Origin of the sequence: Paenibacillus phoenicis, from assembly GCF_034718895.1 — a bacterium.
In the GTDB taxonomy this organism is placed as follows: domain Bacteria; phylum Bacillota; class Bacilli; order Paenibacillales; family Paenibacillaceae; genus Fontibacillus; species Fontibacillus phoenicis.
The window spans coordinates 2,383,180-2,405,689 of the sequence record NZ_JAYERP010000001.1 but is presented as its reverse complement, the minus strand read 5'-3'; the positions used below and the strand labels follow the sequence as shown (position 1 = coordinate 2,405,689).

General features: G+C 53.7%; 19 protein-coding genes. 16 read left to right on the top strand and 3 right to left on the bottom strand.

What is annotated here, in order from left to right:
• Positions 1-80 precede the first annotated feature (80 nt).
• The 11 genes from alaS to U9M73_RS11205 all read left to right on the top strand — a co-directional run bounded on the left by alaS (position 81) and on the right by U9M73_RS11205 (position 13,690).
• Complete coding sequence (gene alaS, locus U9M73_RS11255) at positions 81-2,705, top strand: alanine--tRNA ligase (RefSeq protein WP_323077353.1); 2,625 nt, start codon at positions 81-83, stop codon at positions 2,703-2,705.
• Positions 2,706-2,839: 134 nt separating this feature from the next.
• Positions 2,840-3,100 (top strand): IreB family regulatory phosphoprotein, encoded by a 261-nt coding sequence (locus U9M73_RS11250; RefSeq protein WP_016311191.1) that lies wholly within the window; start codon positions 2,840-2,842, stop codon positions 3,098-3,100.
• A 59-nt stretch (positions 3,101-3,159) separates the two neighbouring features.
• Complete coding sequence (ruvX, locus tag U9M73_RS11245; protein ID WP_009224381.1) at positions 3,160-3,576, top strand: Holliday junction resolvase RuvX; 417 nt, start codon at positions 3,160-3,162, stop codon at positions 3,574-3,576.
• A 12-nt stretch (positions 3,577-3,588) separates the two neighbouring features.
• Complete coding sequence (locus tag U9M73_RS11240) at positions 3,589-3,906, top strand: DUF1292 domain-containing protein (protein WP_009224380.1); 318 nt, start codon at positions 3,589-3,591, stop codon at positions 3,904-3,906.
• Complete coding sequence (locus tag U9M73_RS11235) at positions 3,899-4,198, top strand: DUF1292 domain-containing protein (RefSeq protein WP_036644712.1); 300 nt, start codon at positions 3,899-3,901, stop codon at positions 4,196-4,198. Before U9M73_RS11240 ends, U9M73_RS11235 begins: the two co-directional genes overlap by 8 nt.
• A gap of 86 nt (positions 4,199-4,284) precedes the next feature.
• Complete coding sequence (mltG, locus tag U9M73_RS11230) at positions 4,285-5,340, top strand: endolytic transglycosylase MltG (protein WP_323077351.1); 1,056 nt, start codon at positions 4,285-4,287, stop codon at positions 5,338-5,340.
• Positions 5,341-5,404: 64 nt separating this feature from the next.
• Complete coding sequence (locus U9M73_RS11225; protein ID WP_323077349.1) at positions 5,405-6,340, top strand: peptidase U32 family protein; 936 nt, start codon at positions 5,405-5,407, stop codon at positions 6,338-6,340.
• Positions 6,341-6,415: 75 nt separating this feature from the next.
• Positions 6,416-7,750, top strand: coding sequence for a peptidase U32 family protein (locus U9M73_RS11220; RefSeq protein ID WP_009224376.1), 1,335 nt, complete (start codon positions 6,416-6,418; stop codon positions 7,748-7,750).
• 240 nt (positions 7,751-7,990) lie between these two features.
• Entirely contained in the window at positions 7,991-10,168 is a 2,178-nt protein-coding gene (locus U9M73_RS11215; protein WP_323077348.1) for a methyl-accepting chemotaxis protein, read from the top strand.
• A 188-nt stretch (positions 10,169-10,356) separates the two neighbouring features.
• A complete protein-coding gene (locus tag U9M73_RS11210) occupies positions 10,357-12,141 on the top strand; it encodes a peptidoglycan D,D-transpeptidase FtsI family protein (RefSeq protein ID WP_260070227.1) in 1,785 nt (594 codons plus the stop codon).
• A gap of 127 nt (positions 12,142-12,268) precedes the next feature.
• Positions 12,269-13,690, top strand: a complete 1,422-nt coding sequence (locus U9M73_RS11205; protein WP_323077347.1) for a polysaccharide deacetylase family protein — start codon at positions 12,269-12,271, stop codon at positions 13,688-13,690.
• A 92-nt stretch (positions 13,691-13,782) separates the two neighbouring features.
• Here the strand turns inward: U9M73_RS11205 and ilvD are convergent, their stop codons facing one another.
• Positions 13,783-15,468, bottom strand: a complete 1,686-nt coding sequence (ilvD, locus tag U9M73_RS11200) for a dihydroxy-acid dehydratase (RefSeq protein ID WP_009224372.1) — start codon at positions 15,466-15,468, stop codon at positions 13,783-13,785.
• 188 nt (positions 15,469-15,656) lie between these two features.
• The gene (locus U9M73_RS11195) at positions 15,657-15,923 is read right to left on the bottom strand and encodes a KGG domain-containing protein (protein ID WP_009224371.1); all 267 of its coding nucleotides are present in this window, start codon (positions 15,921-15,923) and stop codon (positions 15,657-15,659) included.
• A gap of 208 nt (positions 15,924-16,131) precedes the next feature.
• Between U9M73_RS11195 and U9M73_RS11190 the strand changes: the two genes are divergently transcribed.
• Positions 16,132-16,911, top strand: a complete 780-nt coding sequence (locus U9M73_RS11190; protein WP_323077346.1) for an HAD family hydrolase — start codon at positions 16,132-16,134, stop codon at positions 16,909-16,911.
• Positions 16,912-16,924: 13 nt separating this feature from the next.
• A complete protein-coding gene (locus U9M73_RS11185) occupies positions 16,925-17,674 on the top strand; it encodes an NAD-dependent protein deacylase (protein ID WP_323077344.1) in 750 nt (249 codons plus the stop codon).
• A 27-nt stretch (positions 17,675-17,701) separates the two neighbouring features.
• Here the strand turns inward: U9M73_RS11185 and U9M73_RS11180 are convergent, their stop codons facing one another.
• Positions 17,702-18,565, bottom strand: a complete 864-nt coding sequence (locus tag U9M73_RS11180) for an AraC family transcriptional regulator (RefSeq protein ID WP_260070231.1) — start codon at positions 18,563-18,565, stop codon at positions 17,702-17,704.
• A gap of 177 nt (positions 18,566-18,742) precedes the next feature.
• Here U9M73_RS11180 and U9M73_RS11175 point away from each other — a divergent pair, with 177 nt between their 5' ends.
• The 3 genes from U9M73_RS11175 to U9M73_RS11165 are packed head-to-tail and all read left to right on the top strand — an operon-like array spanning position 18,743 to position 22,502.
• Positions 18,743-19,918: a galactokinase gene (locus U9M73_RS11175; RefSeq protein WP_323077342.1), complete on the top strand. Its 1,176-nt coding sequence runs from the start codon at positions 18,743-18,745 to the stop codon at positions 19,916-19,918.
• 5 nt (positions 19,919-19,923) lie between these two features.
• Complete coding sequence (gene galE, locus U9M73_RS11170; protein WP_323077340.1) at positions 19,924-20,910, top strand: UDP-glucose 4-epimerase GalE; 987 nt, start codon at positions 19,924-19,926, stop codon at positions 20,908-20,910.
• 14 nt (positions 20,911-20,924) lie between these two features.
• A complete protein-coding gene (locus U9M73_RS11165; protein WP_323077339.1) occupies positions 20,925-22,502 on the top strand; it encodes a UDP-glucose--hexose-1-phosphate uridylyltransferase in 1,578 nt (525 codons plus the stop codon).
• Positions 22,503-22,510: the final 8 nt, after the last annotated feature.

Here is a 22,510-nt window from a genome sequence, read left to right as displayed (position 1 = left end):
CAGGGTGGTACCGCGATGCAATCGTCCCTGATTTTCAGGGGCGTTTTTATTTTTAGAGGAACATTTAGGAGGTCAAGACGATGAAAGCAAGTGAAATCCGTTCCAAATGGCTGGAGTTCTTTGCCAGCAAAGGCCATAAAATCGAACCCAGCGCTTCACTCGTCCCGCATAACGATCCTTCGCTCTTGTGGATCAATGCAGGGATGGCGCCGCTGAAGCCTTATTTCGACGGGCGGGTAAAGCCGGAAAATCCGCGCCTCGCCAACTCGCAAAAATGTATTCGCACGAACGATATCGAAAACGTCGGGAAGACGCGCCGGCACCATACGTTTTTTGAGATGCTGGGCAATTTCTCGATCGGGGACTATTTTAAAGAAGAAGCGATTACTTGGGCTTGGGAATTCCTGACGGACAAGAAATGGATCGGTTTTGATCCGGATCGCCTGTCGGTCACCGTATATCCTGAGGATGAAGAAGCGTTTAAGCTGTGGAATGAAAAAATCGGGATCCCTGCAGATCGCATCATTAAGCTGGAGGACAACTTCTGGGATATCGGTGAAGGGCCTTGCGGACCTTGTACGGAAATTTTCTACGACCGCGGCGAAGCTTACGGCGATCTATCTGATCCGGAATGTTACCCGGGCGGGGAAAATGAACGGTTCCTTGAAGTGTGGAACCTGGTGTTCTCGCAATTCAACCACAACAAGGACGGCAGCTATACGCCGCTTCCGAATAAAAACATCGATACCGGGGCCGGCCTCGAGCGGTTTGCGTCGATTTTGCAGGACGTGAACTCCAACTTCGACACCGACCTGTTCCAACCGATTATCCAAAAAACGACAAGCCTGGCTGGGGTAACTTACGGCGCTGCTGAGGACAGTGACGTCGCACTTAAGGTTATCGCCGACCATATCCGTACGGTGACCTTTGCGGTAGCTGACGGCGTCCTGCCGTCGAACGAAGGCCGCGGCTATGTCATTCGCCGCCTGCTGCGCCGTGCGGTACGTTATGGCAAGCTGATCGGATTGGACAAACCGTTTATGTTCAGCTTGGTAGAGACGGTTGGCGACATTATGGGCACCTATTATCCGGATGTTGTTATTAAACGCGAGTTTATTGAGAAAGTCATCCGCACCGAAGAGGAACGCTTCCATGAAACGTTGAGCGACGGCTTGGCTATTCTGGCCGATATCAGTGCCGAAGCGAAAGCGCAAGGCCGCACGCAGATCAGCGGGGACGATGCGTTTAAGCTGTACGACACCTACGGCTTCCCGCTGGATTTGACTGAGGATTTCGCAGCGGAGCATGGTCTTAGCGTCGATCGCGAAGGCTTTGAAGCAGCGATGGAAGAACAACGTGAACGCGCCCGGGCAGCCCGTCACGAAAGCGGCAGCATGAAGGTGCAGGGCGGCGTTTTGGCGGATTTTACGACTAAAACCGAATTCGTTGGATATAATGAGCTTGAAGTTACCACCAGCATTGTAGCTATTGTGGTCGACGACGCTTTCGTGGATACGCTTGGTGAGGGCCAATCGGGTCAAGTGATTCTGGCTTCCACGCCGTTCTATGCGGAAAGCGGCGGTCAGGTCAGCGACCAGGGGACGATTCACAACGACTCCGCTAGCGCAACCGTGGAAGGCTTGTTTAAAGCCCCTCATGGGCAGCATGTCCATCAAGTCACGGTGAAGACCGGCGAACTGCGGGTTGGTGCCGAAGTTACCGCTTCCGTGGATCGGGAACAACGCAGCCATACGGTGAAGAACCATACGGCAACCCATCTGCTGCATAAAGCGTTGAAGGAGACGCTTGGCGAACACGTGAACCAGGCCGGCTCCCTCGTTGAACCGCAGCGCTTGCGCTTCGACTTCTCCCACCTCGGCAGCATCTCGCCGGAGGAACTGGCGGAAATCGAACGCCGCGTCAACGAACAGATTTGGAATGCCTTGCCTGTAACGACCTCGCTGAAGCCAATTGATGAAGCGAAAGCGATGGGGGCAATGGCGCTGTTCGGTGAGAAGTACGGGGACATCGTCCGCGTCGTCAAGGTTGGCGACTACAGCTTGGAGCTTTGCGGCGGCTGCCACGTGAACAACTCGGCTGAGATCGGCCTGTTCAAAATCGTCAGCGAAAGCGGCATCGGTTCCGGGGTACGCCGGATCGAAGCGGTGACTGGACGCGGCGCATATCTGTTTATGGATGGACAGCTGGACCTGCTGAAGCAAGCGGCTGGCCTGTTGAAAGCCAACGTAAACGATGTGCCGAAGCGGGTTGAGGGATTGTTCCAGCAGCTTAAGGAATTGGGTCGTGAGAACGAATCGCTGCAAAGCAAGCTGAGCGACATCGAAGCCGGCGAATTGACGAGCCAAGTGGTGAGCGTTGGCCAAACCAAGCTGTTGGCTGCACGCGTGCAAGCCGGCAGTATGGATGCGCTGCGCACGCTGGCTGACGAGCTGAAGGTGAAATTGCCGGATGCCGTGCTGGTGTTGGGCGCGCCAAACGAAGACAAAGTAAATTTTGTCGTCGTTGTTCCGAAGGAAGAAGTGGCTCGCGGATTGCATGCCGGCAAGCTCGTCAAGGAAATTGCGGCGGTATGCGGCGGCGGAGGCGGCGGTCGTCCGGATATGGCTCAGGCCGGAGGCAAGGATGCCAGCAAGCTGGACGAAGCATTAAAAGTAGCAGCGGAGTGGATTGCTTCCCAAGCCTGAGAAGGTGGTGAAATTTGACGGGGCATATCACTGAAAATTTCCTTATGGAACCCATGATATGGTATAGTATGATTAGGCTAAGAGGAAAACAGCTGCGATCATAAAGGCGTATGTCGAAGAAGCGAGGTGTCATCATGGACTCCATGGATAAAACCGTCAAATTTAACGTCAAGGGCGATGAACTAGAAGCGTCGGCGCAGGAGATTCTTCTTACGGTTTACCAGGCTTTGCAGGAGAAGGAGTATAATCCGGTAAACCAGATCGTCGGATATCTGTTATCGGGGGATCCGGCCTATATACCGCGTCATAACAATGCGAGAAGTTTGGTTCGCAAGAAGGAACGCGACGAGCTGATCGAAGAGCTGGTGCGCTTTTACATGGCGAATCACCGTTGATGGCAGCGAACCTTCTCAAGAACGGATAAGCGGTGGATCCGCATTTAAAGGAGCAATACATGAAAATCATGGGCCTAGACTACGGGGACCGGCGGATCGGAGTGGCTGTGAGCGACAGCTTGGGTTGGACCGCCCAAGGGCTCGAAACCATCGAGCGCCGCAAGGAAGGCAGCGAATTTGAGCGCATCGCCGAGCTTGTGAAGCAGCACGAGGTGGAAGAGATCGTTGTGGGTTTGCCCAAGAATATGAACGGTACGATTGGTCCCCGTGGAGAAATATGCATGGCGTTTGCCGAGGATCTGCGGGCTAAGCTGAATCTGCCCGTGCATCTCTGGGATGAACGGCTGACCACCGTTTCTGCGCAGCGTACGCTGCTGGATGCGGATGTCAGCCGGAAGAAACGCAAAGGTGTCGTCGACAAGATGGCCGCCAGCTTGATTTTGCAAAATTATTTGGACTCTAAGAGTATAAAGTGAGGGTGATCGCGTATGTCTAAAGATCGTATCGGAAATGAAGAAGAACCGGAAATTATTTATATCCCCGATGAAGAGGGCAATGAAGAAGAGTTCGAAGTGATTATGAAATTCGAAGTCGACGGTTCGGACGCCAAGTATATGATGGTCGTTCCTTTGGATTCCGATGGGAATGAAGATGAAGAGAGCGAAGAGGTATACGCGTTCCGTTACGAGGAAGACGGCGATGACCTGAAGCTGTACACGATCGAAAGCGACGAAGAATGGGAAATCGTTGAGGAGACCTTTAATACGCTTATCGACGAGTTTGATGGAGAAGATGGCAATGACTGAATTTACAGCAGACCAAGCAGTAATGACGTCGCGGGTTCGCGACACATTTGGCCCAGTCGTGGAACTTGAAGACGAATCGGGCAATGTCTCCTATTATCAAGTCGTTGAGGAGTTTGACGTCGCCGGAGCGGCCTACGCGGTATTATTGCCGGAGGACGCGTCCAAGGATGAAGAGCCGGAGATTTTCAAGATCGTGACGAGCGGCGATAAGCTGGAACTGGTCACGATTGATGACGACGAGGAATGGGAGAACGTATCCGAGCTGTACGATGAATTGACCTTTCCGGAGTAACGGGAAGGCATTGCAAGAGCACGATAGATCAGTCCGGGAAGAGCGGGAGATTTCCGCTCTTTTTGGCTGTTAAGGGGGAAGGCGGTTTGAGGAAAGCGCTGAAATGGCTGGCCGTTCTGCTGCTGATCGTGATCATCGGAGCAGGGGCGGCCGGATTTTATGTGTACACAAGCATGCTCCCGGTTGAAGCGAAGGAACAGCCAGTCAAGATTACGATCGAACCGGGAACGGGAACGGCCGACATCGCAAAGTTGCTGGAAAACCAGGGACTAATTAAAAATTCCTTTTTGTTCGTTTCGTATTTAAAATGGAAGTCGGAAGGCAGCCGGTTTCAGGCCGGGGTCTATGAGATGCAGCCGGGCATGACGTATGACGAGATCATCGCCAAGCTGAACAGCGGCGACGTGGTTAAGGCCGAGATGATCCGGTTTACGATTCCCGAGGGCTTCACGGTCAAACAAATGGCTGACAAGCTGGCGGAGGAAGGCTTGGTTGATCAAGCCGCGTTCTTGCAGCTGGCGAAGGATGCAGCGGGTCTTCACGATGAGCTGTTATCGCAAATCCCGACGGACGAGCGGTTGACGTACCGGCTGGAAGGGTATTTGTTCCCGGAAACCTATGAGCTGAAAAAAGGCAGCAACGAGCAGGACATCATCGCTCGGATGCTGCAGGAAACCCGTACCCGGCTCGGTAAAATCCCCGATTTTGAACAAAAGCTGCAGGCTCGCGGCCTTACGTTAAGTGAGCTGATGACGATAGCTTCGCTGGTAGAGCGAGAAGTGGTTGTTGATGCTGAACGGCCATTGGTGGCCGGAGTCATCTATAATCGGCTAAAGGACGGCATGAAGCTGGAAATTGACGCCACGGTGCAGTATGTGCTGGATAAACCCAAGGAGCGCTTGCTCAATTCGGATTTACGAAGCGTGGACAGCCCCTACAATACCTATTTGTATGAAGGGCTGCCTCCGGGGCCGATCGCTGCGCCTAGCCTCAAATCGATCGAAGCGGTGCTTGAGCCGAAATCCTCGGACTATCTATTTTATGTGACGAAAAAAGACGGCAGCGGGGAGCACCTGTTCGCCAAGACTTACAAGGAGCACTTAAAGAACATCGAAACAAGCAAGGCGATGGCCAATCAATGAATAAGGTGGAAGTTCAAAATGTAGATAACGTTTTGAACAACCTTTTAAAGGTGGTAGTATCAACATGAGTAAAAAACCGGAATTGTTAGTTCCTGCCGGTTCGCTGGAAGAACTGAAGCGCTACTTTGCGGCAGGGGCTGACGCGGCGCTGGTTGGCGAAGCCCGCTACGGAATGCGTCTCCCTGGCGATATGACGCCCCAAGACATCGCTGAAGCGGTTCAGGTAGCGCGCCAGTACGGAGCTAAAATTTATGTTAGCCTGAACAACCTGATGACCAATGACATGCTGGAGGGGTTGCCCGATTATGTGAAGCAGTTGGCGGAGTGCGGCGTAGACGCCGTTGAATTCGGTGACCCGGCCGTGCTTCAAACGGTGCGCACGGTTGCGCCTCAGCTGAAGCTGCATTGGAACGCGGAGATGACCTCCACCAACTATGCCACGGCCAATTACTGGGGCACGAAGGGAGCTTCCCGAGTTGTGCTCGCTCGTGAGCTGAATATGGACGAGATCACTGCAATGCCTCCGAAGCTGAACATCGAAGCAGAGGTTCAGGTGCATGGAATGACCAATATTTATCACTCGAAGCGGCGCTTGGTGCATAGCTACATGGTGTCTCAAGGGCGGCCGGTTGATCCGGACAGCAACCTGGGGATGAGCCGTGGGCTGTTCCTGATCGAGGCCGAACGGCCGGACGAGAAGTTCCCGATCTTCGAGGATATCAACGGAACGCATATTATGAGTTCGGACGATATTTGTATCTTGGAGGATTTGCACCTGCTGATGGCGGCTGGCGTGGACAGCTTCAAAATCGAGACGCTGCTGAAGCCGGCATCCTATAACGAAGTGGTCATTGCTTCGTATCGCCAAGCCATCGAAGCTTATTTCCGCGATCCGGACGGCTATGAGCTCGATGAGAGCTGGCTTGAGGCCATTCGCGAGATTCAAGATCCGGAGCGGGAGCTGACCTTCGGCTTCTTTTATAAGGAACAGGTCTATTAAGAGTGCTGAAAAGCCGACTTTTTTGACCTATATTTTAAATTTAAAAACCCAAAAAATGATGAGAGGTGAACGAAGATGCAAACTGCGGAGAAGCATATCCCGAAATATACGGGAAAACGTTATCGGCTGGCGAAACCCGAGCTGCTTGCCCCGGCAGGCAATCTTGAGAAGCTGAAATTCGCTGTCCATTACGGCGCCGATGCCGTGTATATCGGGGGACAACAATACGGCCTTCGTTCCAATGCAGATAATTTCAGCTTTGAAGAAATGCGGGAAGGCGTGGAATTTGCCAAGAAGTACGGCGCCAAGGTGTTTGTCGCCACGAATATTTATGCCCATAATGAGGATCTGGAGGGCATCGAGGAGTATTTGCGTAATTTATACGAGGTAGGCATCGCTGCCATTATCGTCGCCGACCCGGTGATCATAGAGACCGCGAAGCGGGTCGTCCCCGAACTGGAGGTTCACCTGAGTACTCAGCAATCGACGGTGAACTGGCAAGCGGTACAATTCTGGAAAGACCAAGGCTTGCCGCGGGTCGTACTGGGACGGGAGACCAGCCTTGAGGAAATCGAGGAAATTAAACGTCATGTCGACATCGAGATCGAGGCGTTTATTCATGGCGCGATGTGCTCCTCGTACTCGGGACGCTGCGTGTTGTCCAACCATTTTACCGACCGTGACTCCAACCGTGGGGGTTGCTGCCAATCCTGCCGTTGGAAATACGACCTGTTCACGGACGCCCGTGCGGATGGCGAATGGATTTCCGAGGAAGAAGCCCGCGATAACAGGGTACTGGAGAAGTTCCGTCTTGGCGTAACTCAGCTACCGATGTTTGAGGAAAACGATCATGCATTTACGATGGGATCGAAGGACTTGTGCATGATTGAGCATATTCCTGATCTCATCGACGTCGGGGTAGACAGTTTCAAAATCGAAGGGCGGATGAAGTCCATCCACTATGTGGCGACGGTGGTGAATGTCTATCGCCAAGCGATTGATGCTTACATGGCGGATCCGGACAATTACGTCTTGAAGCCGGAGTGGATCGAAGAAATCAACAAAGCGGCGAACCGGCCGCTGAATACCGGATTTTTCTACGATACGCCGGATCATGAAGATCATATTTACGAACCGGAAGAGAAGGCGGCGCCTTATGATTTTGCCGGATTGGTGATGGCGTATGACGAATCGACGGGAATGGCAACGATCCAGCAGCGCAACCATTTCAAACCGGGACAAGAAGTCGAATTTTTTGGTCCAAACGGGACGTTCTTTAAGCAGAAGGTCGGGACCATCTACGACGAAGACGGCAATGAATTGGATGCCGCCCGCCACCCGCTGCAGCGGATCCAAATGAAGGTGGACCAACCGGTTTCCTATTTCGATATGATGCGTAAAAGAAAGTAATGGAAAAAATCAATATGCTTTAGGGCCTGTTCGTTTCTAGGACGAAAGGCCCTTTTTTGTGACTTTTGTCAATATTATTTAAAATCCACCACATATGAAACCGATATTATAGAGGAGAACGTCAGGTATTGTCGAATATTTTCAATAGCTGACGAGAAATGTGAGAAACCAACAGCATTATGTATGACCTCAAGCCTAAAAATTGAGGTCTGCAACTATTATGAGTGGTGGGTGATCAACATGAGTCTGGTTCCGAAGAACGAGGACCAAGAAACCAACAGCAAAAAGAAGGAAAAGAAACAAAAGGGAGAGCGGACGAAATCCAAGGCGGTTCAGCCAGGAGGAAAAGCAACGCGAGATACCAAAGCTTTACTGGCTAATTTGCTGGACAAGCTGCCGAAACAATTCAACCCCGCGAAAGCAGTAGGGGTACGGTTGTTCCTGATCTTCTTTGTCGCAATCATGTTTTTCGTCCTGACGATCGGGATTATGTCCTCCCAAATGGCGAAGGGAACCATTCAGGACAATGCGGAACAAGCCAACCTGCAGACCATCGTTCAAACCTCGCAGAAGCTAGATATTGTCATGCAGAAGTATGAGGAGAACCTTCAGCAAATGTTCTTGGACGATGAGATGCAAAATGCAATCATGGATGCTTCGTTGGCGAACATTTCGGATTATGACAAGTTTACGGCAACCAACAAAATGAGAACACGTCTGAATACGTTGACCTTCTCCACGAAGGGGGTTTCCGCCGTTTACATGTTGTCGGCTGACAACGTTGTGGACGACGTCACTTCGGGCAGTGCCGATGTCACGTTCTTGGATACCGTGCGGGAAGAAGCCTGGTTTAAAGATCTGACCAGCGCCACTAAAACTTTATGGATGCAAGTGCCATCGAAAGGTAAGGGCACGGAAGTCTTCCGTTTAGCTCGCTCGGTACAGAGCGTTAACAGCATGAAACGCTTTATTCTGATTGCTGATATCAACCTGGAAATCCTAGACGGCTATTTGAAAGAGGTTAAGCTGGGGAATAACTCCAAGCTGCAAATGGTGACTCAAGATAACATCGTTGTAGGTTCTTCCGTTGAAAGAGATCAAGGAAATCCGTCCGAATTTGATATGGGACAAGCCACCGAGGCTTCGGGTACTTTCCGGACGAAGGATGCCAACGGCAACGCTGTCCTTGCTTCCTATAGCACCCAGTCGTCCGGCTGGAAGTTAATCGGTACCGTCGATACGGCTGAACTGACGAAGAGCGCAAATCGCATTCTGATGTTTACGATCTTCTCGCTGATCGTGGTTGCGATCATTGCCATTCTGATCGGGGTATGGATGGTTCGGATGATCGCTTATCCGCTTGGCAAGCTGAGAAACCTGATGGAGGAAGGCTCCAAAGGGAATCTGAACGTTCGGATGAACACGAAATCGAAAGATGAAATTGGTCAATTGGCAGTAAGCTTTAATGTGATGATGGAAAATATCACAGCCCTCGTTAAGCAAACCAATAACTCCGCACAGGATGTATTGGATACGGCTGCTGAATTGACACAAGCGTCGAACAAAACGGCGTTGTCTGCGAAAGAAATCGCCGTGGCGACTGAAGAAATTGCTAACGGGGCAACCAGCCTGGCTAACGAAGCGGAACGCGGTAATGAGCTGACCGAGAATATTTCCCGGCAAATGGAACGCGTTGTCCAATCGAACAAAGAGATGGAGATTTCGGCTCGTCAGGTGGAGAAGTCCAGTCAGCAAGGGACTCAGTATTTGAACGGATTGATGGAGAAAACCAATATGACGGTCGAAATGATCAACGCTTTGACCGCCAAGGTCGACTCGCTCAAAGCAAGCACTGGCTCCGTCTTGAAAGTGCTTGATGTCATGCAGAACATTACGCAGCAAACGAATATCCTGTCGCTTAATGCTACGATTGAAGCAGCCCGCGCAGGTGCTGCAGGCCGCGGATTTATGGTCGTTGCCGATGAAATTCGCCAACTGGCCGATCAGTCGCGTCAGTCGATCACCATGGTCGGCGAAATCACAGATACGATTCAGAAAGAGATGAATGAAACGGTGAAGACCTTGTCCGAGGCGAGCCCGATCTTCCAAGAGCAAATCGCATCGGTGCAGGAAACCAACCAAATTTTCGTATCGGTGCAGCAACAAATGGAAGGCTTCGTGCGTCACCTGGATTCCGTAACGGCTTCCATCGACCAGCTAAACGAATCGCAAGCGGTCTTGTCGGAAGCGATGAGCAACGTCAGTGCCGTCGCACAGCAATCGTCCGCCACGTCCGAAGAGGTTGCATCGCTCTCCAGCGAACAGCAAACGGTCGGCGATCAACTGGTACAGCTGTCAAACAAACTGGAGAATGTGTCGGCTGGCTTGAAAGAGTCGTTGTCGAAATTCACCGTATAGATAGCAGGCTTAAGCGACGGAAATCAAAGCTTGGCCCATCCCCGAGGGTTCCGGGGGCGGGGAGAAGCCCGGCTCATCTGCGATGCAGGTGCAGCCGGGCTTTTACTTTGCAGGGGATCAAGATAGCTTGGTGTTTGTTTAGCCCGACTTTTCCCAGGAAATAATGGGAACAGAATGGAGGGCGAACGATGTCGTTATTGCGCAAAAAACGGATATTTTATCTGTTACTTTCCTTTGCGGCGGTGCTGGGACTATTTGCGCTGCGGATCGCTTGGATTCAGATGGCTTCAGCGTTTAAGGCGGTGACCGTAAGCGGCAAGACAATCAATGAACTCGCCGTCCGGCAACGGGAAGAGAGTATTGAGTTGGATCCGGGGCGAGGTCAACTTGTTGATCGCAACGGAAAGGCGCTGACGGGCGAAGTCGGATGGACACCAATTCTGTTCCCTGTCCGCAAGTTGCCCGCAGCAGATCAGCTTACCGGATTGGCGGCCGTATTGGGGACAACGATTCCCGAACTCCAAAGGAAGTGGGAACAGTTGGAGCGCCCTTACGTCTGGCCCAAGCCTGGCGGGGAGCCGGGGGAACCGCTTCGGCTCAGCGAAGAGATAGCCCGTTCTTTGCCTCATTTGGAAGGGCTGGAGGTGCTGCCGTATATGACGCGTTACGGGCCGGGCGAACGGGGGAATCAATGGCTTGGCTTCGTGACGCAACGGCCGGACATCATCCGTAAGTTGCGAGAAGATAAGCACCAACCGGACTTCGCGTTAACGCTGCAGGTTGGAGCTTCGGGGTTGGAGAAAACGCTGGATAACTTGCTCCGTGGAATCGGCAGCGTCAGAGCGGCCTACACGGTTGATGGCCGCAAGGATCCGCTAGTTGGGATGGGGACGCGGGTGAATGCGGAGGCTAGCCGATACTATCCGTTGCAAATCCAAACGACAGTTGATGACACCCTCCAACAAAAAATCGAGCGGTTAGCGGATGAGATGAAAGTGACGGATGGAGCAGTGGTCGTGCTGGACGCCAAAACCGCCGATATCGTCTCGATGGTATCGCTGCCTTTCTACGATCCGCATCACGTTGATCCGGCAGCAGAGAACTGGAGTAATAAGGCGGTTAAGGCCAGTGTGCCGGGTTCGATTTTTAAGACGGTGATTGCGGCGGCTGCACTGGAGGAGCAGGTGACATTTCCCGGGGAGATGTTCCACTGCAGCGGGCATTACGGAAAATACGGCTTGTCATGCTGGAAGGAAGGCGGACATGGAAACCTTACGCTGGAGGAAGGCTTTGCGAGGTCGTGTAACGTGGTATTCGCCACACTGGGAGAACGGCTGAGTGCGGAGGCGATTGCCCGGACAGCCGCCAAGCTGGGGCTGGGGCGCACCGTGGGCTGGCACGATCCGTCCTTCCTTGGAGGGGATTCCTTGCGGCCGCTGGATCAGGAAGAAGCCGGGGCGGTCTTTAGCAATCTGGCGGCGGCGGACGGCGGGGTGCGGGCACAGACAGCGATTGGTCAGCGGGACGTGCTTGTCTCTCCACTGCAAGCGGCCAATCTGGTTGTTACTTTGCTCCACGGCGGACAGGTTATGGCGCCCCGCTTAGTCAGCGAGATCCGTTATAAGGAAGGTTCGCTGCTCTCCGCATTGCCGGTTCAAGCTTCGCCCTCCTCCGCTGGACAAATTACTCCGCAAACAGCACAACGGCTGTTGTCCATGATGAGGCTGGTTGTCACAGACGGCACCGGGCGAACTTTGCAGAAAGCCAAATGGCCGTTGGCTGGAAAATCGGGAACAGCTGAGGTTGTAAAGAATCATAAGCAGCTGAATCATCAATGGTTTATCGGTTACGGACCGACCCATCACCCCAAGTATGCTGTCGCCGTCCTCGTTCAAAACCAGCCGGAAGGATCCAAGCATCTGGCCGCCGAATTGTTCCGGCGAACAATGGATTTACTGGCTGCGGAAAGTTGACCGATTCCCTATGCCTTCCCCAAAAAAATGCGCCTAAACTGAAGATGTCTGTGATAAAATAGTGTAGATGCTATGCTTTTCACGGAGCATGCCAAAGTCATTGATCATAGAAAAGTGGGGAAAGCATATGGAGACTTTGCTGCTATGGTTATTTTATATCTCTACGCTGTACGCTTTTATACCCGGATTGATCACTCGGATTTTCGGTTTTCGCGTATTTAAGCGCGGGATCAGCGAGAAGGCGTTTGCGCTAACGTTCGACGATGGTCCCGATCCGAAATATACTCCACAATTGCTTGATCTGCTCAAGCGCCACGGAGCGAAAGCAACGTTTTTCCTCGTTGGTTCCAATGCGGAGAGACACCCCGAATTGATTAAACGGATTCATGAGGAAGGCCATTTGATAGGGTCGCACAACTATGTGCACAAAACCAATTGGCTCATGGGGCCGGCGGCCGTCAAGAAGCAGATTCAGAAGACGAATCAGATCATCCATGACGTGACGGGCTTCAATTCTCATTACTATCGTCCGCCGTGGGGCATTGTCAACTTGTTTGATTTTGCGAACCGCGGCAATACACAGATCGTGCTGTGGTCGGCTATGTTCGGCGATTGGCGGGTCAAGGTCGGCGCTGACCGGTTAACGGAGCGTATGCTGAAGAAGCTGCGGGGCGGTGAGGTCTTTCTCCTGCACGACTGTGGTGCCACACTAGGCGCGAACACCGGAGCGCCGGCGGAAATGCTGATCGCGCTCGAGCGCGTGCTGACGGAAGCGGATCGCCGCGGATTGCGAAGCATCCGCATTGATGAATTGATTCAGGCGACGGAAGAGGCCAAGCTTCAAGGCAAACGGGTTGAAACTGCAACGCCGAAGGGGAGAACGCCAGTGAAGATTACCTGGTTTAAGCGATGTATCGTAGCCTTATGGCTCGTTTGGGAGAAGATCTTCCACATCCTTTTTCAATTGAAAGCTCCCGAACCGGAGGATCCTTTCCTTCATTTCCGAGTCCGATCCTATCATGGAGAGCCGGTGGCGATGAACAATGGGAAGACATTGGAATCTGGAGATCAAGTGATGGAGCTTCATTTTGACAACAAAAAATTGTTTGAGTATGGGGCTCGCTCCAGAACAAGCGTGCATTTGGCGATTCAAATGATCCGCAAAATGGAGAAGACACTACCCATTTTTGCCAAATATGTGATCGAGCATCCTGAGTTAAAAGACGTTAAGGCGCTGTATGGCGTCAGCATGATTAACCGGGGTCCGGAGCAATTTGGGTTTATAATTAAGGATTTACCGAAGGGCTGGTTTGCCAGCTCGACGAAAATCTATTTGAAATTATTAATGAGTGTTATTCACCCTGCCGGTACCTCAAGATTAAAAGAGCAACCTCAGGAGCTGGTACCGAAGATGATCGTGATGCCGATGGATGTGTTGTTGGAGCGGTTCGCCGAGAACGGCTCGCATCGCAGCAGCCATACGGTGGATGAGAAGCCGGAGGCCGTGGAAGAGGAGTCTTTGCTTAGCGTATCCTTGCCTACGCGTTAATCGCTCTTATCCATTATTTTTGTTAACTCTAAAAGAAAAGGCCGTACCCGAATCTAAAATGATCCGGGTACGGCCTTTTGAGTTAAGCTAAATTAAATTTTCATCACGCCGCCGGAGCTGGCGTTGGTGACCAGTTTGGAATAACGGGCCAGATAACCGGTTTTGACCTTCGGCTCAAAGCCTTTCCAATTGGCTTTGCGGCGAGCGAGCTCTTCATCGCTGACATGCAGCTCGATTTTGCGGTTATTCAAGTCCAGCTCGATGATGTCGCCGTCTTCAACGAAAGCGATTGGGCCGCCTTCAGCAGCCTCAGGAGAGATATGACCGATGCTGATTCCGCGGGAAGCGCCGGAGAAGCGTCCGTCGGTGATCAGACCGACCTTCGCGCCCAGACCCATGCCGACGATCTGCGACGTTGGAGCCAGCATTTCAGGCATGCCTGGACCGCCCTTTGGTCCTTCATAGCGGATGACAACAACGCAACCCTCTTTGACTTTACCGTTCGCGATCCCTTCGAGCGCTTCTTCCTGCGAGTCGAAGCAGATCGCCGGGCCTTTATGATATCCGCCAACCGAAGGGTCAACAGCTCCCACCTTGATGACTGAGCCTTCCGGCGCCAGGTTACCATACAGGATAGCAAGTCCGCCTTTCTCGGAATGCGGATTGTCGATCGGACGGATGACGTTGTGGTCGAGGATTTCGCATCCGGCGACGTTCTCGGCGAGCGTTTTGCCGGTAACGGTGATTTGATCGCCGTAGATGGCTCCCGGCTTCTTCAGCAGCTCGTTGAGCACGGCGCTGACACCGCCAGCCCGATGCACGTCTTCGATAAAGATATCGGACGCCGGAGCCAGCTTTGCAATATGCGGCACGCGGTTGGCCACTTCATTGATCCGTTCCAGCGGGTAATCGATTCCTGCTTCTTGGGCCAAAGCCAGCGTATGCAGGACGGTGTTCGTGGAGCCGCCCATAGCCATATCCAGCGCAAAAGCGTTGTCGATCGATTCCTTCGTCACGATGTCGCGCGGTTTCAGATCAAGCTCGATCAGCTTCATCAGCTGCTGCGCAGACTTCCGGACGAATTCGCGGCGCTCTTCGGCGACAGCGAGGATGGTGCCGTTCCCCGGCAGCGCCAAGCCCAGCGCTTCAGCGAGGCAGTTCATCGAGTTGGCCGTGAACATACCGGAACACGAACCGCAGGTCGGACAGCCGTATTGTTCCAGTTCGAGCAAGTCCTTGTCGCTGATTTGTCCGGCTTGGTGGGCGCCAACGCCTTCAAAGACGGAGGTCAAGGACAATCTGCGTCCTTTGCTGTCGACGCCGGCTTTCATTGGACCGCCGCTGACAAAGACGGTTGGGATATTGACGCGCAAGGCGCCCATCATCATCCCTGGCGTGATTTTGTCGCAGTTCGGAATGCAAACCATCCCGTCGAACCAGTGCGCGGAAACTACAGTCTCGAGCGAGTCGGCGATGATTTCCCGGCTTGGCAGGGAATAACGCATCCCAATGTGTCCCATCGCGATCCCGTCGTCTACACCAATGGTATTGAATTCAAACGGAACGCCGCCCGCTTCGCGGATCGCTTCCTTAACGATTTTACCGAACTCTTGTAAGTGCACATGTCCAGGCACGATATCGATATAAGAGTTGCAGACCGCGATAAACGGTTTGCCGAAATCTTCTTCCTTCACGCCTGCAGCACGCAGCAAGCTGCGGTGCGGCGCGCGGTCGAAGCCTTTTTTGATCATATCAGAACGCATTTTCTTGGCTGGCATGATCTCCGATCCTCCCATGATTCATTATAGTTTTGGAGCTTTACACCGCTAAAGGTTTTCTCTAAAGTCTATCATAAGTGGTTATGATTTTCTACCTATCGATCACAGGAAAAAGCATGGGGAATGGTGTGGATCGGGTCTATAAAAAACAAAGAAAATCTCCGGGGGTTCCGGAGATTTCTTAAGACTTACGCTTCGATTCCGGGTTTACTGCGGGCGATCCCGCCTTTACGGCCGATTTCCCGGTAAAAGCCTTTATCATGCTTCTGGGATGTCGCCTCGCCGCCCTTCTGGCCGATTTCCTGATAAAATTCGCGGTTGTGGGTTTTCGAGGTCGCTTCGCCGCCTTTTTGCCCGATTTGCTTATAAAAGGCTTTGCCGTGGTTTTTGGCCGTGGCCAGTCCTCCCAGACGTCCTGCTTCTTCCCGGGTCATCTTGCTTTGGCTTCGTGCCATCGAATCCCTCCTTGGATTTTATTTTGGAGTACGTATGTTTTATTTACCACGGATTTCCATGTTGAAACGGATTTATCTAAAATTTTAAGGATTCGCCAAAAGATATCTATTAAATAATTAGGAAGTAATGAGATGAACTTAGGAGCCGCCGCAGCCCACACCTGTGAAAATGGTATAATAAGGACAATGTAGGGAAGGGGGAGCGAGGATGGCCACGATCGAAGTGCGCGGGCAGAAAGCAGCTTGCAAGGCCATTTTGTTTGATAAAGATGGAACGCTGTTGAATTTTATGGGGCTATGGGGCAGCTGGGCCGCGGTCTTAACCGATCTGATGGAGCGGAAGCTGGCTGAGTTGGGCTCGCCTGGCGGGTTCAACAAATCCGCGCTGCTAGGCCTTCAAACGGATGAGCGAAACCGGGTGATCGGTTACGACAAAACCGGTCCGATTGCGATGGGGACGGAAGAAGAGATCATTGCGCTACTGGCATCGACGTTATATGCCGCAGGGCTGCCTTGGAACGAAGCGACAACCGTTGTTCGCGAATTAAATGCAACGGCGATGGCGGAGCTCAAGCGGCGGCGGGAAGCGGTGCCTTTGCCCGGGCTGCGCGATTTTGTCCAGAGTTGCCGTGAGGCGGGTGTGAAGCTGGCGGTCGTCACCTCCGACTCAACCTCGGAGGCGCTGGAGCATCTGGAATGGCTTGGCATCCGGGATGCGTTCGCCAGCGTGGTTGGCCGGGATCGCGTTGCCCGGGGCAAGCCGGGGCCGGACATGGCGCTGCTCGCCTGCCGTGAACTGGGGCTATCGCCAAGCGAAGCGGTGGTCATTGGCGACAGCAACGCCGATATGCAAATGGGAAAGCGTGCAGGCGTCGTGATGACCATTGGCGTGTCGGAGGAGTACGGTGAAGAGGCCCAGGAAGCAGTTTATTTGCGGGACGCGGACGTTATTATATCCAATTATCGCGAGTTGACGATACATCCATAGGAGGTTCGAGCGGATGAGCAAAGAGATCGACACGTTGGCAGCATGGATTGAGGAGAGTTCAAACATTGTATTTTTTGGAGGGGCCGGGGTATCTACCGAAAGCGGAATCCCTGACTTCCGTTCGGCGGCGGGCATCTATCAGATGGAGAACGCGTCGCCTTATGCGCCGGAGGAGATTTTGAGCCGGAGGTTCTTCGATCGGCATCCGGACGTATTTTTCGATTTCTATAAGACGAAAATGCTCCATCCGGAGGCGCAGCCCAACGCCGCGCACCGCTGTTTGGCTGAGTTGGAGCGAGCAGGGAAGCTAAGCGCTGTGGTGACGCAAAATATCGACGGGCTCCATCAACAGGCGGGCAGCCGCCGCGTGCTGGAGCTGCACGGATCGGTGCACCGCAACACCTGCATGGAATGCGGCCGCACCTATACGTTAAAGGACGTCATGGACAGCGAAGACGTCGTGCCGCGCTGCAGCTGCGGCGGCATCATCAAGCCGGATGTGGTACTGTATGGGGAGAACCTGGATGAGCAGGTGATCCAGGACACGGTAACGGCGATCGCCGGCGCTGACCTGCTGGTGATTGGCGGAACCTCGCTGACGGTGCAGCCCGCAGCTCATCTGGTCACCTATTTCCGCGGCGAACGGACGGTGCTGATCAACGCCTCGTCCACCGCGTATGATAACCGGGCTGACCTCTTGATCACCGAGCCGATTGGCGAGGTGCTGGGGGCCGTTTCCCGGAAGCTGGACTTGGCGGAGTGAGACGAGGCTCGCGAATTTTGCGTAGACTCACTCCTTCGCGGGATTCCGGGTGACCGCCCGGCGATATTCGCTTGGTGATTCGTTGTGAAACCGGCGGAACTGCCGTGAGAAGTAGAGCGGATCGGTAAGGCCGACAGAAGCGGCGATTTGCTCGATCGACAGCTCGGGACGTTCGCGCAGCAGTTGGCGGGACTTATCGATTCTCAACTTCAGCAGGTAGGTGACGGGGGTGAAGCCCGTTTCTTTTTTGAAAATCCGCGAAAGATAAGCTCGATTATAGCCCAAGGATGCGCACATCTGCTCGATGGAGACCGGATGCGCGTATTGGCTGGCCATATAATGAATCATTTGCTTCACGATCCGTTGAACGCCCGATTCGCCCGACGGCAGCGCGGAGGCCATGCCAAGCGTCTCTTGAGCTTCGGCCATAATTTGATGAAGCAGCCCCAGCGACAGCAGATGGGAGCTGTTTTTTTTCGTTTGGAATGCTTGTAACACGCTGCTGAGCATGGCAGGGATCGGGCTGTTCCCGCCTTGCCGGAACACCGGCTGCTGCGGGGTGAAGCCGGCTCGCTTCACGAGCTCCGCCGCCTTAACTCCGGTGAAGGCGATCCAACGATAACGCCAAGGCTCGGCCACATCGGAAGCATAACTGACGAGCTGATCGGGGAGAATCAGGAAGCCATCCCCTTCGCTCAGCTCATAGGAGGCGGATTCGGTCCGGAACGTGCCCTTGCCTTGCTCTACGAAATGCAGAAGGAAATAATCATAAATTTTCGGGCCCAGCCGGTGATCGGGAAGGGTCTGACTTTCGCCGGCGAACAGAACATGCAGCTCATCTGTCTCGATCAAATCCGGGTTGGCGGCCGCGCTATAGGTTTCTTTGAACATGGGATTGTCTCCTTTGACCAGGGGGACGGTTAATGCCCCATAAGACTCCGCTCCCATTTTACTCCGAAAAGTCACATTTATCTATATTGTTCTCGCAAAGTTGCATTATCAAAGCAAAGCGATTTCATTATACTGGGTACAAGAATCAAAGATATCATGACGATGGGGTGTACGTTGATGAAAAAGCAGGAAATGGAACAATTGTTTATATTCAAATATGGGGAAAGTGCTGAGCCGATTCGCGTATTTAACGCCCCAGGACGGGTGAACTTGATCGGCGAGCATATCGACTACAACGGGGGGTATGTGTTCCCGGCGGCGTTGGAATTTGGGACGACGCTGGCGATCCGCAAGCGCGCTGACGGCAAAGTCGCCTTTGCTTCCAGCAACCTGCCTTACACGGCAGAGCTGGCACTGGAAGAGCTCGGCAAAAGCAAAACCGGTGAATGGATCGACTATCCGATCGGCGTTTACGTGGAGCTGAAGAAGCTGGGCATCTCGCTTACGAGCGGGTATGACCTGCTGTTCCATGGCGAAATTCCGAACGGTGCGGGCTTGTCCTCCTCCGCATCGATTGAAGTGGTAACGGCCTTGGCGTTCGTGAGCATGGAAGGGAAGGAGCTCGACAAGGTGGAAATCGCCCGGTTGTCTCAGCGGGCTGAGAATCAATATGTCGGCGTAAACAGCGGCATTATGGACCAGTTCGCGGTGGCGAACGGGGCCAAGGACCATGCGATCCTGCTGATGTGCGACACCTTGGAATACAAGCTGGTCCCGTTCCGGACAGGCGCGTATAAGCTGGTCATTGGCAATACGAAGAAACGCCGCGGGCTGGTCGATTCCAAATACAACGAACGGCGTTCGGAATGTGATGCTGCGCTGGAGATTTTGCAAAAACGCGAGCCGGGCTTGGAGTTCTTGGCCCACCTGAAGCCGGAGCAGTTGGAGCAGTGGCGGGGAGATTTTACGAACGAAGTGCTGTATAAACGGGCCAAACACGTGGTGGAAGAGAACGCGCGCGTGCTGAAATCGGTGGATGCGCTGAGCGCCAACGATTTGAAGGCTTTTGGCGAGCTGATGAACGCCTCCCATGATTCGCTGCGTGACTTGTACGAGGTGAGCTGCCTGGAGCTGGACGTGATGGTTGAGGAAGCACGGAAGATCGAAGGCACATTGGGCGCCCGGATGACCGGGGCCGGATTTGGCGGCTGTACAGTATCGCTGGTGCATGAGGATTCGGTAGAGCGGTTCGTGTCCGAGGTTGGTCGGTCTTATAAGGAACGGACAGGGCTAGAAGGCGAATTTTACGTGTGCGGCGTAGGCGACGGCGTACATGAGATGAAAGGGGAGTAATCATCATGGCGATACTGGTTACGGGGGGAGCCGGTTATATCGGCTCGCATACAGTAGCGGCGCTGCTGGAGCAAGGAAGAGAGGTCGTCGTGATCGATAACCTGCAGACCGGACATCGCGAGGCGTTGCTCGGCGGTAAGCTGTATGAAGGAGATCTGCGCGATAAGGCGCTGTTGGCCAAGTTGTTTGCCGAGAACGAGATCGAAGCGGTCATCCATTTTGCCGCGAACTCTCTGGTTGGGGAGAGCATGAAGGATCCGGTCAAATATTTTGACAATAACGTGTACGGGACGCTTTGCTTGTTGGATGCGATGGATCAGGCGAATGTGCGCAAGATCGTGTTCTCCTCCACGGCGGCAACCTACGGCGAACCGGAAAAAGTGCCGGTTGAAGAGAGTGATCCGACCCGGCCAACGAACGTGTATGGCGAAACGAAGCTGACGATGGAACGGATGATGGCTTGGTTCGATCAGGTGTTGGGGATCAAATACGTGTCCCTGCGTTACTTCAACGCGGCTGGTGCCCATGAGAGCGGCAAAATCGGCGAGGACCATCGCCCGGAAAGCCATTTGATCCCGTTGATCATTCAAGCGGCCTTGGGACAACGTCCGTCCATCCAGGTGTTCGGCGATGACTACAACACGGCGGACGGTACTTGTGTCCGCGACTATATCCACGTGAGTGATTTGGCCGATGCCCATCTGCGCGCGGTGGATCATTTGCTGGGCGGCGGAGAGAGCGACGTATTTAACCTTGGCAACGGGCAAGGGTTCTCGGTCAAGGAAGTGATCGAAACCGTGAAGCAGGTCACCGGCCGCGACTTCCCGGTCGCGATCAGCCCGCGCCGCGCCGGCGATCCGGCGGTGCTCATCGCTTCCTCGGACAAAGCCCGCCGCGTGCTGGGCTGGAATCCGACTCGCAACAAGCTGCCCGGCATCATTGAAAGCGCATGGCAATGGCATAACAGCCATCCGAACGGTTATAACGACTAAGGGAGTGTTATGGGATGGGAGTAGAAGAGAGAAGTCGTCAAGACGCGCTTCATGCGATTGAACGGCTAGTGAATTATGCGCTCGAGCAGGGCCTGATCGATTGGTGGGACGTGGACTATTCGCGCAATCGTCTCCTGGAGCTGTTCTCCTTTGATGAGCCGTACACCGGCGAAGTGGCGAAGGAGGCGCTGACCGGACCGCAGGAGCCGCTTGAGATCTTGATCGATTACGGGCTTACGATCGGCTTGATTCCGGAAGATACCGCTACGTACCGCGATTTGCTGGATGCGAAAATCATGGGCTTGCTCATGCCGCGCCCGTCGGAAACAATCGCCGCCTTCCGCAAAACGGAAAGCGAGCAGGGAATTGCCGCCGCGACCGACGCCTTCTATAAGTTGTCGGTAGCCAGCAATTACATCCGGATGGACCGGGTGCGTCAGAACATCTATTGGGAGCAGCCGACGCCGTTTGGAGACATGGAAATCACGATTAACCTGTCCAAACCGGAGAAGAATCCGAAGGAAATCGCGATGGCGAAGCTGCTGCCGCCTCCGGTGTACCCTAAATGTCAGTTGTGCCGCGAGAACGTTGGTTATGCCGGACGACTGAATCATCCAGCCCGCCAGAATTTGCGAGTTATTCCACTGACGCTGAACGGGGAGCCGTGGTTTTTCCAATACTCGCCTTACGTCTATTACAACGAGCATTGTATCGTGTTCCACCACGATCACATTCCGATGAAGCTGACCCGCGATACGTTTAAGCGGCTGCTGGAATTCACGACGTTGTTCCCGCATTACTTCATCGGCTCCAACGCGGATCTGCCGATCGTCGGCGGGTCGATTCTGACGCACGACCATTTCCAGGGGGGACGCCACATGTTTCCATTGGAAAAAGCTCCAGTCGAAGCTGTCTACGTCCATCCGGACTTCGCCGGCGTCACCGTCGGCAGGGTGAAGTGGCCGATGTCTGTGCTGCGGGTGAACGGCCAAGAGCGGGAAGCCGTGTTGGAAGCGGTAGATCATCTGTACGAAAAATGGAAGCAATACAGCGACCCATCTGTTGGCGTCCTGGCCTTCTCCGAGCAGGAGGGGGAATCCGTGCCGCATAACACGGTAACGCCGATCGTTCGCCGCAGCGCGGACGGCGGGTATGAAGCGGACATCGTCCTGCGCAATAACCGGACGGACGAACAGCATCCCGAAGGGATTTTCCATCCGCACCGCGAGATGCATCACATCAAGAAGGAGAACATCGGCCTGATTGAAGTCATGGGCGTAGCCATCCTTCCGGGCCGGCTGAAGGAAGAACTGGCGGGGGTTGCTGACATTCTGAGCGGCGATAAGGCGCTCTATGAGCAAACTGTATCCGATCCGAATGCCCGCTTGGCCGTGCATGCGGACTGGGTGAAGGAACTGGTTGCACGCGTTGGCATGTCGTTGGGTCGTGAAGAGGCCGAAGCGCTGCTGCGTGATGAGGTTGGCCGCAAGTTCGCGGAGATCCTTGGACATGCCGGCGTATTTAAAGCGACGCCCGAAGGCTGTGAGGCTTTCGAACGCTTTGTTGAATCGATTGGTTACCGCAGACGGTAAGGCATAAC

Bases quoted from the DNA above. Each gene is read 5' to 3' on its own strand.
- alaS (WP_323077353.1), top strand. From the start codon at position 81: ATGAAAGCAAGTGAAATCCGTTCCAAATGGCTGGAGTTCTTTGCCAGC.
- U9M73_RS11250 (WP_016311191.1), top strand. From the start codon at position 2,840: ATGGACTCCATGGATAAAACCGTCAAATTTAACGTCAAGGGCGATGAA.
- ruvX (WP_009224381.1), top strand. From the start codon at position 3,160: ATGAAAATCATGGGCCTAGACTACGGGGACCGGCGGATCGGAGTGGCT.
- U9M73_RS11240 (WP_009224380.1), top strand. From the start codon at position 3,589: ATGTCTAAAGATCGTATCGGAAATGAAGAAGAACCGGAAATTATTTAT.
- U9M73_RS11235 (WP_036644712.1), top strand. From the start codon at position 3,899: ATGACTGAATTTACAGCAGACCAAGCAGTAATGACGTCGCGGGTTCGC.
- U9M73_RS11225 (WP_323077349.1), top strand. From the start codon at position 5,405: ATGAGTAAAAAACCGGAATTGTTAGTTCCTGCCGGTTCGCTGGAAGAA.
- U9M73_RS11220 (WP_009224376.1), top strand. From the start codon at position 6,416: ATGCAAACTGCGGAGAAGCATATCCCGAAATATACGGGAAAACGTTAT.
- U9M73_RS11215 (WP_323077348.1), top strand. From the start codon at position 7,991: ATGAGTCTGGTTCCGAAGAACGAGGACCAAGAAACCAACAGCAAAAAG.
- U9M73_RS11210 (WP_260070227.1), top strand. From the start codon at position 10,357: ATGTCGTTATTGCGCAAAAAACGGATATTTTATCTGTTACTTTCCTTT.
- U9M73_RS11205 (WP_323077347.1), top strand. From the start codon at position 12,269: ATGGAGACTTTGCTGCTATGGTTATTTTATATCTCTACGCTGTACGCT.
- ilvD (WP_009224372.1), bottom strand. From the start codon at position 15,468: ATGCCAGCCAAGAAAATGCGTTCTGATATGATCAAAAAAGGCTTCGAC.
- U9M73_RS11195 (WP_009224371.1), bottom strand. From the start codon at position 15,923: ATGGCACGAAGCCAAAGCAAGATGACCCGGGAAGAAGCAGGACGTCTG.
- U9M73_RS11190 (WP_323077346.1), top strand. From the start codon at position 16,132: ATGGCCACGATCGAAGTGCGCGGGCAGAAAGCAGCTTGCAAGGCCATT.
- U9M73_RS11185 (WP_323077344.1), top strand. From the start codon at position 16,925: ATGAGCAAAGAGATCGACACGTTGGCAGCATGGATTGAGGAGAGTTCA.
- U9M73_RS11180 (WP_260070231.1), bottom strand. From the start codon at position 18,565: ATGTTCAAAGAAACCTATAGCGCGGCCGCCAACCCGGATTTGATCGAG.
- U9M73_RS11175 (WP_323077342.1), top strand. From the start codon at position 18,743: ATGAAAAAGCAGGAAATGGAACAATTGTTTATATTCAAATATGGGGAA.
- galE (WP_323077340.1), top strand. From the start codon at position 19,924: ATGGCGATACTGGTTACGGGGGGAGCCGGTTATATCGGCTCGCATACA.
- U9M73_RS11165 (WP_323077339.1), top strand. From the start codon at position 20,925: ATGGGAGTAGAAGAGAGAAGTCGTCAAGACGCGCTTCATGCGATTGAA.